Consider the following 12,070-nt stretch of genomic DNA (forward strand, 5'->3'; position numbering starts at 1 on the left):
TCAGAGACCGCTCTGCTCATCCTTCTGCTCACCGTGGTGATAAACGTGCACGTCGCGCTGCGGAAAGGGAATGCTAATGCCCTCGGCATCGAAGCGCCGCTTTATCTCCTCAGTCATTTCCCAGTACACGTCCCAGTAATCACTGGCTTTGACCCAAGGCCGCACGATCCAGTTGACGCTTGAATCCAGCATCGCGTTCATGCGGATATTGGGCGCAGGCGACTCCAGCACCCGCGCATCCTTTGCCACCACCTCTTCCAGCACCCGGCGCACGACATCGATATCGGCGTCATAGCCGACGCTTGCCACCAGATCGACCCGGCGGGTGTCGTGAGAGGAGTAGTTGGTAATGGCGCCGCTCATCATCTGGCCGTTGGGCACGATGATCTTGCGGTTGTCGCCGGTCTTGAGCTCGGTGGTAAATATCTGCACGTCATCGATCACCCCGGCAACGCCGCCAGCCTCGACGTAATCGCCGATCTTGTAGGGCCGGAAGATGATCACCAGCACCCCGGCGGCGAAGTTGGCAAGCGAGCCCTGCAGCGCAAGACCGACAGCCAGGCCAGCCGCACCCAGAACCGCGATCAGCGAGGTGGTCTGGATGCCGAGCTGGCTAATGGCGGCCAGGACCACCACGATCAGCAACAGAGTCCTTAGGATGTTGCCAAGGAACTTGATCAACAGCGGCTCGACCTTGGCCCGCTCCATGGCCTTGATACTCAGACGATGCACCAGTGAAATCACCCAGCGGCCGATCACGAAGATGGCGAGTGCCGCCACCAGATCGATAGCAAAGCTAGTGCCGGTGGTCTGCAGGTAGGTCAACAGGGCATCCCTTTCCATAGCGGTTCCTCGATGAAATCAGGCGGCATGCAAACCGCCGGGGTTGGTCAGATATCGGTGATCAAACATCGGCGCTGCCGACCGTTCATCCTTGTATAGAGCATCGCAGCGGTTATGGCAGCTTTTGCGGCACTTGCTGAGTGCCGTCTGTGCGACGCGCCTCGAGCCAGGCGAGCTTTCCCGCCGCCGACAGGCGTTTAACCTGCGCCTCGAGTCGCAGCGCATCGCCCCGCTCGCCGACGGCCTCGTGGTGCAATAGAGTCAGAGGCCCCTTGCCGCGCAGCGCCTTGGCGCCACGCACGCCGTCACGGTGCTCCTTGAAGCGCCTTGCCACGTCGGTGGTAATACCGGTGTAGAGATGACCGGCGGCGGTCCTGAGCATGTAGAGATGCCAGCACGGCGATGCCGTCATGCTGCTCAGGCCTTTGCCAATTCGTCGCGAAAAGCCTGCATCACGCTGTCATAGCGGTTCGGGTCGTCGCCACTGCGTGCCTTGAATACCGCCGAACCGGCGACGAAGGTATCGGCCCCTGCCCTGGCGATCTCGGCGATGTTGTCGACCTTCACCCCCCCGTCGATCTCCAGGCGAATATTGCGGCCGCTGGCATCGATGCGCCGGCGCACGTCACGCAGTTTGTCGAGGGTGCCGGGAATGAACGACTGGCCGCCGAAGCCCGGATTAACGCTCATCAGCAGAATTATGTCGACCTTGTCCATCACGTAGTCGAGATAGGACAGCGGCGTGGCCGGATTGAACACCAGGCCGGCCTGGCAGCCACCCTCGCGGATCATGGCAAGCGAGCGGTCGATATGATCTGAGGCTTCCGGGTGGAAGGTAATATAGCTGGCACCGGCGTCGATGAAGTCGCCGATCAGACGATCCACCGGCCGCACCATCAGGTGGGCGTCGATGGGCGCGGTAACGCCGTGCTTGCGCAGCGCTTCGCAGACCATCGGACCGATGGTCAGGTTAGGCACGTAGTGGTTGTCCATGACGTCGAAATGGACGATGTCGGCGCCGGAGGCCAGCACGTCATCGACCTCTGCGCCGAGGCGGGCGAAGTCGGCAGAAAGAATCGAGGGCGCGATCTTGAAGTCTGGCGTTGCATCGCTCATGGGCAGGGCAGGCTCCTGAAATACGAAAGAATGGCAAGGACAAGCCGCCATTCTAGCAGCAAGGCAGCGAGCCGGCGCCCCTTGCAACCCCGGCCTGCCGGCGCTAGTGCTGATGTCTCCCCTTGCCGGCTTTTCATGCAGCCTTGCTTGCCCCCTCCTTGCGCCCCTCGCGCATAGCAACAATAGTGGAGAACGACACATCACCAAGGAGACGGTCATGCCCCAGTTCCCCCTGCGATACTCACTTGCCTTTGGCCTCCTGGCCGGCACTCTGTCATTCGCACCCGGCATCTTTGCTCAAGAAGCCATTCTCGAGGGCGAGCGCTTCCATCCGGAAGTCGGCACTCAGGGCATGGTCGCCACCAGTCATTTTCTCGCCTCCCAGGTGTCGCATGACGTGCTGGCGGCGGGCGGCAATGCGGTGGATGCGGCGGTCAGCGCCGGTTTCGCGCTAGCTGTCACCCAACCCCGCTCGGGCAACATTGGCGGCGGGGGCTTCATGCTGATTTCGGATGAAACCAGCGGCGAGGTCATCGCCATCGACTATCGCGAGATGGCGCCATCCGCCGCCACCGAGACTATGTTCCAGGACGCCGACGGCAATGCGGTCACCGAGCGTTCTCGCTTCACTCATCTGGCGGCCGGGGTGCCCGGCACCGTCGCCGGCCTGGCCATGGCTCTAGAGCAATACGGCACCATGAGTCTGGCAGAGGCCCTGGCGCCGGCCATCGATCTTGCAGAAAACGGCTTTCCGCTGCCCCAGCGTTTTGTCGACGGCATCCGCGATTCACGCATGAACTTCGAGCCCTGGGAAGCATCGAGAGCCAAGTTCTTCAAGGAAGATGGCAGCTCTTATCAGGTTGGCGACATCTTCCGTCAGCCGGATCTCGCGGCCACCCTCAAGCGCATCGCTGATCAGGGCGCCCGGGAATTCTACGAAGGCGAGACAGCACAGCTGATAGTCGCCGAGATGCAGGCCCACGACGGCCTGATCACCATGGAGGACCTGGCCGCCTACCAGCCGATCATTCGCGAGCCGAGCCACGGCACTTATCGCGGCTATGACATCTATGCCATGAGCCCGCCCTCCTCTGGCGGCGCCCATATCGTGCAGATGCTCAATATCCTCGAGGACTATGATATCGGCGCGATGGGATTCAACTCCGCCGCCACCATCCATGTAATGGCCGAAGCCATGAAGCGCGCCTATGCCGATCGCTCCGAGTACCTGGGCGATACCGACTTCGTCTCAGTCCCGCTTGAGGGCATCACCTCGAAGGCCTACGCCGCCGAACTGCGTCAGGGCATCAGCATGGACGAGGCCACACCAAGCGCCACCCTGGCGCCGGGCAATCCGCTGCCCTATGAGTCCAACGAGACCACCCACTTCTCGATCGTCGACGACAATGGCCTGGCGGTTTCCAATACCTACACCATCAACTTCAGCTACGGCTCGGGGATCGTGGTCGACGGGGCCGGCTTTCTGCTCAACAACGAAATGGATGATTTCTCGGCCAAGCCCGGCGTGCCCAACGCCTATGGATTGATCGGCGGCGAGGCCAACAAGGTCGAGCCCGGCAAGCGCATGCTTTCCTCGATGACCCCGACCATCGTCAAGAAGGATGGCAAGAACTTCCTGATCACCGGCAGCCCCGGCGGTTCACGGATCATCACCACGACCCTGCAGGTGCTGATGAACGTCATCGATCACCACATGAACATCCAGTCGGCGGTCAGCGCCCCGCGCATTCACCACCAGTGGTTGCCCGACGAGATTCGCATCGAGGATGGCATCAGCCCGGATACGATCACGCTGCTCGAGGCCAAGGGTCATACCATCAGCCAGCAGGACGCCATGGGCGCGGCCCAGTCGATCCTGATCCGCGATGGCGAATATCACGGCGGCGCCGACCCGCGGCGCTCGACCTCCTCGGCCATGGGGCTCTGATATTCCAAGAGACCTTTATTCCACGAGACCTTGCCCTATGATGGACGGCCCGGCATCGCCGGGCCATTTCATTTCACCGCTCCCTCAGGTGCCCATGCCCACCCTGATTCTTGCCATCGCCGAGCTGTTCGGCACCGCCCTGTGGTTCACTCCCAATGCCGTGCTCCCGGAGCTGATGGCGTTATGGTCATTGGCCCCGTCCGATCTGGGCTGGCTGACCGGTGCCGTTCAGGGCGGCTTTCTGCTTGGCACCCTGATCATAGGCCTGACCGGTCTCGCCGACCGTCTCGATGCCAGCCGACTGTTCGCCGCATGCTGCCTGCTCGGCGCGCTCTCCAACGCCCTGCTGCCGATGGCCGGGGGGCTGGATGGTGCGGTAACGCTCAGGATGATCACCGGCCTGTGTCTAGCGGGCATCTACCCAGTGGGCATGAAGCTGATGGTTGGCTGGACGCCGGGGCGCAGCGGGCTTGGCCTGGCCTGGCTGGTAGGCATGCTGGTGTTGGGCACCGCCCTGCCCCACGGTCTGCGTGCCTTCACCGCCCTCGATGACGTCACCCTATCCTGGCGAGGCGGCATCTGGAGCGCTTCGCTGCTGGCGGTGCTGGGCGGCATCATGGTCTGGCGGCTCGGGGAAGCACCGCGTCAGGCCGATGCCGCCCCTGGAGCCGATTCTGGTACGAAGCCTGGCCCCAATTCCGGCCATGGCCTGCGCCTGGGCGGCCTCTCGGCCTTCGGGATCAGCAACTTCCGCCATGCTGCCAGTGCCTACTTCGGCCACATGTGGGAGCTCTACACCCTCTGGGCATTGCTGCCCCTGATGCTCGCTGCACGCTGGCCTTCATTGACCACCGCTGAGCTTGCCTTCGCCGCCTTCGCGCTAATCGCCGTTGGCGGGCCCTGCTGCTGGATCGGCGGTGCCTTTAGCGCACGCCTGGGCAGTCGCCGCGTGGCACAGTTCGCCCTGGCGGGCTCAGGCCTTTGCTGTGCGCTCTACCCGCTGCTGAGCGGGCTGCCGGCGGCAGGTCTGATTGGCTTTCTCGCGCTGTGGAGTGCGCTGGCGGTGGTCGATTCACCGCAGTTTTCGGCTCTTTCGGCCACGGCTTGCCCGGCCAATATCGTGGGCAGCGCACTCACACTGCAGAACGCCATCGGTTTCGCGATCTCCATGCTGTCGCTACTGATTCTGATTCCGCTGTGGCAGATCACCGGCCCCTGGCTTGCCTGGCTGCTGCTGCCAGGACCACTGCTCGGCCTGTGGTGCCTGCATGGGTATACTCGGTACTAATCAAGTAACCGGAAGGGGCCGTGGCATCGTCGTGCATGATGTGTCGGGTGTTGATCGTCATCAAACCTGTCGTCATTCAACCACCTGTTATCGTTCCATCGTTTTGGCGGAGGCTCATCGCCTCCGCCATTGCAGGAAAGAGCTTGGTTATTGTGTCGAGATCATTTCCTGATCCTTGCCAGTCACACTCATCCACATCACCACGGCAATGATTACGCCAAGGAAGATGAGACTTGTCGCAATGGTTCCAAAGCCAAGACCACCGTAATTGACCGGCTGCGACAAGAGGTCACCAAAAGAGGCGCCGAGAGGACGTGTAAAGATATAAACGAGCCAAAAGGCCAATATAGAATCAAGCCCGATCATAAAATAGCCGATGCTCAAGGATATGATGATTGCACCAAACAGCATGCCAGTGGCCAGGTAGCCAAGACCAAATTGCTCAGACACAAGATCGCCCACAGCGGTGCCGAGCGCGAAGGTGAAGAGTATTGTAATCCAGTAAAATGCTTCACGCCGCGTGGAGATAATTGTGTGAATCGACAGGGTGCCCTCTTGCCGGAACCAGGCCCCGAATGTCAGTGCAAGGAGCACAGTAAAAACGGCGGTACAGGTCACGAGACTGACACCGAGATTATCAACCAGGTTATCGGTTACCAAGGTGCCGACGATAGAGATAAGAACAACCGCTAGCCAGTATGCCCATGGCACATAGCGCTTCATTGAGAATTGAAGCAGGAGTGCACCGGCCAACACAGTGCTCATGATGATTGAAGTTACAGTAAGCCCTAACCCCAGATTCACGGCAATATAATCGGCGGCGGTCTCCCCCATCGTCACCGCCATGAGTTTTATAACCCAGAAACCAGCAGTCACTTGAGGGACGCGATTTGGATACAGGCCTGGAGACGATTCATTTTGAGTGGTAACTGCATCAGTTTTCATCATTTTCTTCCGTTATTTACTTGGCAAGCGCAAGTGCTTGTGCCGAAAATTGATCAGAATGTGTGTCATCGTCTGCATTACAGCGTTCAATCGCCTTGGACTGCAGGGTCATCGCCTTATCTCGCTCGGAGATGGAGCCACTGGATAATGCGCGGCGAACGTCTTGGAGCATCGTTTCACAAGGAATCGCGTGACCATTGGCATCTGTCACTGCTACACCGGCTACGCGCCGAACTCCGCCCGCAGACCCGCTTTGTACTGGATCCGCCAGCGTGGTAGATAAGACTGCAAGCACGTTATCCACCTTTGACGTGTCTGGCGCTTTTTCTCGAAGTGCTGCAAAAACGTGATCGGCAGCAGTATCAACATTGCCCCAGGCAGAGGGTGCCTTGGGCCGCAGCGTGGACTCGGCCTTATCCCATTTCGTCTCAAAATCGGTCACCCGAAGCTCTGCCTCTGTCAATTTTCCAGCATCAACGAGGGATCGGGTATCACTAACAATGCTTTCGTAGCCGGAAAGGTCACCGAGAGGGTCCGCTTTGTGAGAAGTCATTTCCGAATGTTGGACGGGCAACATCCATATCTCAACAACAGTAAACACGCTGGTGGGTAGCGCTATTAATAGCACAGCGAGGAGAATTTGTTTCATCGAAAACTCCGAGTCGTTGGTAGACGGCGCTATTTATAGTTTCCTTCATATACATTCGACTGTACCGAACTATACAGATCTGTAATGTTCCCAGCATTTACAGTGAACATTACAAGCTTACAATATCCAGAATAGGTCCATGTGACTTGCACCTATCAGAGTCGTGATGTGCCGGATGGCATCGCACTATCCTGCATCTATTTAGGATAGCAATATGATCTTTTTTGAAGAATTCTCGTCATGTAGCCTTGCTGGAATGGCTCTTGCACTGACGTTTCCGGTAAACCTAGCCCTCGCGAATGAAAACCCGACCGAGGCCAAAGCGTTTCTCGCCTCAGGGATGACCATCTCGCAGGCGACTTCAAAGGCCGAAGAAGGCAACCCTGGCACCGCCATGTCGGTCGCCTGGGAACCCCAAGGGTCGGATAAGATGGCTTTCGAGGTAGAACTTGCCCAGACTGATGGCACGGTATCGACTGTGCTTGTTGCACCCAAGTAGCAGGATGTTGACCAAGGCTGCGAATCCAAAGGGGCATGAAGGGGATGACGCCGAAGACGGTGAAGACTGAAACCCTATGACGCTAGGTAGACACCGCTAATGATAGATAGGTAAAGCAAGAGATCAGGATGGAGAGCGGCGGTATGGCATCGCCGCTCTTTTGCTTAAGGCTACGCCACCTTCTGGCGGAGGCGAACAGGTGACAGCGTTACCAAAAAGCGCAATAGGTGAGACGGCCACCTGACCCCGCGATGGAGCGCTGGACCCGACCGTTAAAAGACGCAGTGATCAACCGCGTCCTTACAAGCCATGGCCCTCTTTTCTGATTTGAAAACAACAAGGTACGAGTGAACGGTGAAGATACTGGTGATCGAGGACGACAAACTCACAGGTGAATATATCGCCAATGCCTGTCGTGAAGAGGGCCATATCGTCGACCTGATTGCGGATGGTTCTCAAGGGCTGGTTCAGGCAGCTTCTGGCAGTTATGAAGTACTTGTCATTGACAGAATGTTACCCAGCGTGGATGGGCTGGCCATTGTCCGCACGTTACGAGGGGCTAAAATACCCGTACCGATCTTGTTGCTAACCGCCCTTGATGGGGTCGAAGATCGTATTGAGGGCCTTAATGCAGGAGCCGATGACTACCTGGTCAAGCCTTTTGTCTTCGGCGAACTTTCCGCCCGCATTGCCGCCTTGTCGCGGCGTCCACCACATGCAGCCGAACCCACCACGCTCCGGGCCCGAGATCTCGAGATGGACCTCATATTCCACAAGGTGACGCGCGCAGGAAAGACAATAAGTCTACTGCCTCGTGAGTTTGCGCTGCTTGAGTGCCTCCTTCGCCACAAGGGAAGGGTTCAAACGCGAACGATGCTTCTGGAAGCTGTCTGGGATATCCATTTCGACCCCCAAACCAATGTCGTCGAGACTCATGTTAGCCGCTTGCGCGGTAAAGTCGACAAGCCCTTTGACCAGGACTTGATCGAAACCGTGCGTGGCGTGGGCTACCGGATTACAGAATGATGGCCATCCGTTCGACACCGCTGAGGCTGACAGGCACCTTAATCGTGGTCTTTGTCATGTTTACCTTGGCCGGTTATGCGACTGCCTATTTAGTCACTCGTAGCTCTCTTAACCGTGAGCTAACCGCGCAGCTGAATCAGACCGTTGGGGCTATTCAATCGGTAGTGGAACAGGACGAGATTCGTGAGCGTATTGAGGAAATAGCCGCCGCTGCCAATTCACGAAAACTGCTTCTTCGCTATACCGAGCCGGGTGAAGCGGCGCTTGGCAACCTGCCCAGCCCGGTTGAGCTTCAGCCTAACGACATCGTTCGACATACGCGCCTTGCCTTGCAAGACAAATCGCTAGCCGACAGCTATCTGGGTTGGGAAGGACCTGTCGGTGGTGGGCAATTGACCCTGCTCGTGGGCCGCGACAGTCTTGATGAGCTTGGAGAGACGTTTGCGAAGGTGCTGTTGTTCAGTCTGATACCGGCTCTGTTACTGGCAACGACGATAGGCGCACTGGTTGCCCGCAAGGCCCGCAATCGTATGGAAGCCATCAGGTTTACACTCACGCAACTGACGTCTGGCCACCAAGATGCACGGGTGTCCATTTCAGGTGATGCCGAAGATGATCTTGGCCAGATAGGCATAGCGATCAACCGAATGGCGGACGCACAAGAAGCATCGATCGAAGCACTTCGCCAAGTCTCCGCTGATATTGCTCATGATTTGAGAACTCCTATTCAGCGTGTTTCGGTGCTCCTCCACCAGCTTGATGATGAATCACTGTCTGAGTCAGCACAAAATGTCATTACCCAGGCACGTGACGAGACGGCCCAAATCGTTACAACCTTCCAGGCTCTTCTACAGATTGCCCAGCTTGAAAGTGGCCAGGCGCGTTCCACTTTTACCGACGTTAATTTATCTGAATTAGTATTAAATCTTACGGACGTCTTCGGGCCCGCAAGCGAAGAAAGCGGCCACCAACTGACGGCACGAACCAACGGCGCAGTCATCGTCGAAGGCAACCCCACTCTCCTTGGCCGGTTAATCGCTAACCTTATCGAGAATGCCTTGCGTCACACACCGCCTGGGCGGATCCTGGTTCAAATCGACGGAGAATTCGATCCGGTACTGACCGTATCGGATGAGGGGCCCGGGATCCCTGAAGAGGAGCGAGACCGAGTGCTCCACCGCCTCTACCGGCTAGAGAGGAGTCGAACCAGTGAAGGAAGCGGGCTCGGCTTGAGCTTAGTGGCTGCTATCGCGGAACTGCACAACGCCACACTGACACTGGGCGATGCAAAGCCAGGCTTGAGCATTACTGTCGCCTTCGGCAAATAATGCGAGCTTCATGCTGTCACTGCTGTTCCTAATTCCGGCAGGCCGCCGGTCCCTGGCTTTCCTGGCTATTGCTGTCGGGCCCCTGCTCGGCCTGTGGTGCCTGCATGGGTATACTCGGCAGCAAGACACGGCTTCCGTCTCTTCATAAGGATCTTGATCATGACACAACGTTTGAACACCAAGGCTCGTCAACAGGCTGCATGGCAGACGGTGTTGAGCCTATTGCTGATGGCCCTGCTGCTATCAATGGCCGGTTGTGCCAGCAGTCCTCAATACATCCAGGCCAACCCGAAGGTAAGCGACGACCTGCCTGAAAGCGGTAGCGGTCAGCCGGTCACGCTGACCGTGATCGACGGCCGCGACAGCGACGTATTGGGCAGCCGCAGCGGCGCCGTCATGGGGACCGACACGATCACCCTACCGACGGCCGACGTGCTCCCCGAGCTCGAGTCCCAGGCCGAATATGCCCTGCGTCAGATGGGCTTCACGCCCGCCGACGACCGCGATGCGCAGCGTCCACGGCTTACCCTGACACTCAAGCGTCTCGATTATGCCCACGGCAACAGCCAGCCGCTGCTCGGCGAGGCAGAGCTCGAGGCGGTATTCGAGGCCGAGGCACAAAATGGTAGCGAAAGCTATGTTGGCCGTTACACCTCAAGGCGCAACCAGTCTTATGCATTGCGCCCAAACCAGGAAGACAACACCCAGATGATCAACGAGCTGCTAAGCGATGGCCTCGACAGGGCCTTCGGTGATCCGGCGATGGGACAACTGCTGGCCCGCTAAACAGGGGGCTTTCACACGGAAACAAGAACGCCCGGCAGTTGCCGGGCGTTCTTGTGTGGATCAGTGGTAGGCAATTCGGCCAAGCACGCAATGACCAGGGATGGCCCTGATCAGGCGTCCGTCAGCGGCTTTTGATAGACAACGTCGGCAGAACGCCTTGAAGCCGCGTCCCGCCCTGAGAGTAGCGAAGCGTCACTGGCCCTGCTCCCGGCCTGCTCGTGGGCCACGGCGCTGAAGCGACCAGACGCTCTCCTGCCAACCGTTGTCTTCCGGCTCGCCATCCTCGAGGTGGCTCACTTCGAAGTTAGCGCCAAACAGCTCTCTCACTTCATCGGCAGGCACGCTGTAAGGCGGCCCGGCATCGTCACCGGGGGCGCGGGTCAGGCTGATCAGAAGCCCTCGGGCGCCGGGTGGCATCAGCTGGGCGAGATGGAAGGCATAGCGTTGCCGGGTCGCCGGTGGCAGGGCGATCAGCGCCGCCCGGTCGTAGAAAGCCCCCAGGTCGGCTGCCTGCTGGGTGTGGAAATGGAAGAAGTCGCCACACCAGAGCTCGATGCTGCCCTGTCGCCAGATCTCGAAATCGCTCTGGCGATAGCGAGACGACGCCCCGCCTCCCGCGACGAACTGCTCGATGGCAAGCGAGGCAAGCTCGATCCCCAGCACCGGATGGCCCTCGGCGGCTAGCCAGCGCATATCCAGGCTCTTGCCACAAAGCGGCACCAGCACCTTGGTTCCCGGCTCGACGCCAAGAGTTGTCCAGTGGCGGACCAAGGCCGGATGTTCGGCGTCGCGATGAAAGCCGATCCGTCCCTCGCGCCAGCGCGAGATCCATTCATTGTTCATGCCCGCTCCTGCTGCATCGGTCTGGGCATGGGATACCCGCTTGGTAACCCGCTGCCTTCCATCAGCGCTTTACTAGAACCAACGATCGTTTTTCTTGCGACGCCTGGGCAGGTGAGGAACGATCAACCCAATCAGCAGGCCACCCCCGGCCACGCCGCCACCGTACATGAAGTAGCGCAGCAGCAGGTCTTCTTCCTGAGTGTCCAGCCGGGCCTGGAGGCCGCGCAGGTTTTCCTGCGACTCACTGTACTGATCCTGCAACGCTTGGTTGCGGTTTTCGAGATCGCTGATCCGTGCTTCGCGCTGCTCAAGCGCAGCCGTAGTAGCGGCAAGCCGCCCTTCCCACTGCTCATTGATGCCTTCGAGCTCGTTACTCAGCGTCTTGACCCGCTCCTGCAGGGCCGGCAACTGGGCGGTAGCGCTTTTTTCCTCCTGAAGATCGGAAGAAAGAATCCACACTTGATCGCCCCCCGGGCCCTGGACCAGCGAGTAGTCCCCGCTGGTATCGAGCAGCTCGACCGGATCACCGGCTGTCAGGGTGCCAACGATGCGGTAGCCGTCAGTGGGTCCGCTGCGCACGAAGGTAGTGAGGTCGTCCGATACCCAGTAATCCGGGTCGGTGGTCTCCTGGGCTTGGGCCCCAAGCGTCAGAGTGGCCAAGGAAATCCCCAGCATCACAGAGTTGAATGTTCGCATAAGTCTGCCGTCTATCAGGGCGATGGAGGCTCGTCGATGCCTGCCCACGCGGAGTTGCTCAGGCCACCGCACGTCCTGTGTCGATGGCACTGCGATGAGACCT

Annotated in this window: 13 protein-coding genes; 6 read left to right on the top strand and 7 right to left on the bottom strand. The window is 59.0% G+C overall.

Features of this window, described 5'->3' with window-relative positions:
* The 3 genes from BCL93_RS06830 to rpe all read right to left on the bottom strand — a co-directional run bounded on the left by BCL93_RS06830 (position 1) and on the right by rpe (position 1,959).
* Entirely contained in the window at positions 1 to 843 is an 843-nt protein-coding gene (locus tag BCL93_RS06830) for a mechanosensitive ion channel family protein (RefSeq protein ID WP_112054454.1), read from the bottom strand.
* A 112-nt stretch (positions 844 to 955) separates the two neighbouring features.
* The gene (locus BCL93_RS06835) at positions 956 to 1,255 is read right to left on the bottom strand and encodes a GIY-YIG nuclease family protein (RefSeq protein WP_112054456.1); all 300 of its coding nucleotides are present in this window, start codon (positions 1,253 to 1,255) and stop codon (positions 956 to 958) included.
* Between the two features lie 5 nt (positions 1,256 to 1,260).
* Positions 1,261 to 1,959, bottom strand: a complete 699-nt coding sequence (rpe, locus tag BCL93_RS06840; protein ID WP_112054457.1) for a ribulose-phosphate 3-epimerase — start codon at positions 1,957 to 1,959, stop codon at positions 1,261 to 1,263.
* Between the two features lie 217 nt (positions 1,960 to 2,176).
* Between rpe and ggt the strand changes: the two genes are divergently transcribed.
* Positions 2,177 to 3,907 carry a gamma-glutamyltransferase gene (gene ggt, locus BCL93_RS06845; RefSeq protein WP_112054459.1) on the top strand — a complete coding sequence of 577 codons (1,731 nt, stop codon included), beginning with the start codon at positions 2,177 to 2,179 and terminating at the stop codon, positions 3,905 to 3,907.
* A 94-nt stretch (positions 3,908 to 4,001) separates the two neighbouring features.
* Positions 4,002 to 5,195 (top strand): MFS transporter, encoded by a 1,194-nt coding sequence (locus BCL93_RS06850; protein ID WP_112054743.1) that lies wholly within the window; start codon positions 4,002 to 4,004, stop codon positions 5,193 to 5,195.
* A gap of 147 nt (positions 5,196 to 5,342) precedes the next feature.
* Here BCL93_RS06850 and BCL93_RS06855 read toward each other — a convergent pair whose 3' ends face one another.
* Positions 5,343 to 6,140 carry a hypothetical protein gene (locus BCL93_RS06855; RefSeq protein ID WP_220086247.1) on the bottom strand — a complete coding sequence of 266 codons (798 nt, stop codon included), beginning with the start codon at positions 6,138 to 6,140 and terminating at the stop codon, positions 5,343 to 5,345.
* Positions 6,141 to 6,156: 16 nt separating this feature from the next.
* The gene (locus BCL93_RS17345) at positions 6,157 to 6,789 is read right to left on the bottom strand and encodes a hypothetical protein (protein WP_112054463.1); all 633 of its coding nucleotides are present in this window, start codon (positions 6,787 to 6,789) and stop codon (positions 6,157 to 6,159) included.
* Between the two features lie 214 nt (positions 6,790 to 7,003).
* On the opposite strand from BCL93_RS17345, the gene BCL93_RS06865 reads away from it, so the two are divergent.
* The 4 genes from BCL93_RS06865 to BCL93_RS06880 all read left to right on the top strand — a co-directional run bounded on the left by BCL93_RS06865 (position 7,004) and on the right by BCL93_RS06880 (position 10,428).
* On the top strand, positions 7,004 to 7,288 hold the full coding sequence (locus BCL93_RS06865) for a hypothetical protein (protein WP_112054464.1): 285 nt from the start codon (positions 7,004 to 7,006) through the stop codon (positions 7,286 to 7,288).
* Positions 7,289 to 7,642: 354 nt separating this feature from the next.
* Positions 7,643 to 8,314, top strand: a complete 672-nt coding sequence (locus BCL93_RS06870; RefSeq protein WP_112054466.1) for a response regulator transcription factor — start codon at positions 7,643 to 7,645, stop codon at positions 8,312 to 8,314.
* Entirely contained in the window at positions 8,311 to 9,642 is a 1,332-nt protein-coding gene (locus tag BCL93_RS06875) for a HAMP domain-containing sensor histidine kinase (protein ID WP_112054468.1), read from the top strand. Before BCL93_RS06870 ends, BCL93_RS06875 begins: the two co-directional genes overlap by 4 nt.
* 159 nt (positions 9,643 to 9,801) lie before the next feature.
* Positions 9,802 to 10,428 (top strand): YajG family lipoprotein, encoded by a 627-nt coding sequence (locus BCL93_RS06880; RefSeq protein ID WP_112054470.1) that lies wholly within the window; start codon positions 9,802 to 9,804, stop codon positions 10,426 to 10,428.
* 192 nt (positions 10,429 to 10,620) lie between these two features.
* On the opposite strand, the gene BCL93_RS06885 is transcribed toward BCL93_RS06880, so the two are convergent.
* The gene (locus BCL93_RS06885) at positions 10,621 to 11,271 is read right to left on the bottom strand and encodes a thiopurine S-methyltransferase (RefSeq protein WP_112054471.1); all 651 of its coding nucleotides are present in this window, start codon (positions 11,269 to 11,271) and stop codon (positions 10,621 to 10,623) included.
* A 72-nt stretch (positions 11,272 to 11,343) separates the two neighbouring features.
* Positions 11,344 to 11,967: a TIGR04211 family SH3 domain-containing protein gene (locus BCL93_RS06890; RefSeq protein WP_112054473.1), complete on the bottom strand. Its 624-nt coding sequence runs from the start codon at positions 11,965 to 11,967 to the stop codon at positions 11,344 to 11,346.
* Positions 11,968 to 12,070 lie beyond the last annotated feature (103 nt).

The organism is Onishia taeanensis (assembly GCF_003268885.1).
Lineage (GTDB): Bacteria > Pseudomonadota > Gammaproteobacteria > Pseudomonadales > Halomonadaceae > Onishia > Onishia taeanensis_A.

Excerpts from the sequence above, each read along its gene's own strand:
- BCL93_RS06855 (WP_220086247.1), bottom strand. The coding sequence starts at position 6,140 with ATGAAAACTGATGCAGTTACCACTCAAAATGAATCGTCTCCAGGCCTG.
- BCL93_RS06865 (WP_112054464.1), top strand. The coding sequence starts at position 7,004 with ATGATCTTTTTTGAAGAATTCTCGTCATGTAGCCTTGCTGGAATGGCT.
- rpe (WP_112054457.1), bottom strand. The coding sequence starts at position 1,959 with ATGAGCGATGCAACGCCAGACTTCAAGATCGCGCCCTCGATTCTTTCT.
- ggt (WP_112054459.1), top strand. The coding sequence starts at position 2,177 with ATGCCCCAGTTCCCCCTGCGATACTCACTTGCCTTTGGCCTCCTGGCC.
- BCL93_RS06835 (WP_112054456.1), bottom strand. The coding sequence starts at position 1,255 with ATGACGGCATCGCCGTGCTGGCATCTCTACATGCTCAGGACCGCCGCC.
- BCL93_RS06830 (WP_112054454.1), bottom strand. The coding sequence starts at position 843 with ATGGAAAGGGATGCCCTGTTGACCTACCTGCAGACCACCGGCACTAGC.
- BCL93_RS06890 (WP_112054473.1), bottom strand. The coding sequence starts at position 11,967 with ATGCGAACATTCAACTCTGTGATGCTGGGGATTTCCTTGGCCACTCTG.
- BCL93_RS06885 (WP_112054471.1), bottom strand. The coding sequence starts at position 11,271 with ATGAACAATGAATGGATCTCGCGCTGGCGCGAGGGACGGATCGGCTTT.
- BCL93_RS17345 (WP_112054463.1), bottom strand. The coding sequence starts at position 6,789 with ATGAAACAAATTCTCCTCGCTGTGCTATTAATAGCGCTACCCACCAGC.
- BCL93_RS06880 (WP_112054470.1), top strand. The coding sequence starts at position 9,802 with ATGACACAACGTTTGAACACCAAGGCTCGTCAACAGGCTGCATGGCAG.
- BCL93_RS06850 (WP_112054743.1), top strand. The coding sequence starts at position 4,002 with ATGCCCACCCTGATTCTTGCCATCGCCGAGCTGTTCGGCACCGCCCTG.
- BCL93_RS06875 (WP_112054468.1), top strand. The coding sequence starts at position 8,311 with ATGATGGCCATCCGTTCGACACCGCTGAGGCTGACAGGCACCTTAATC.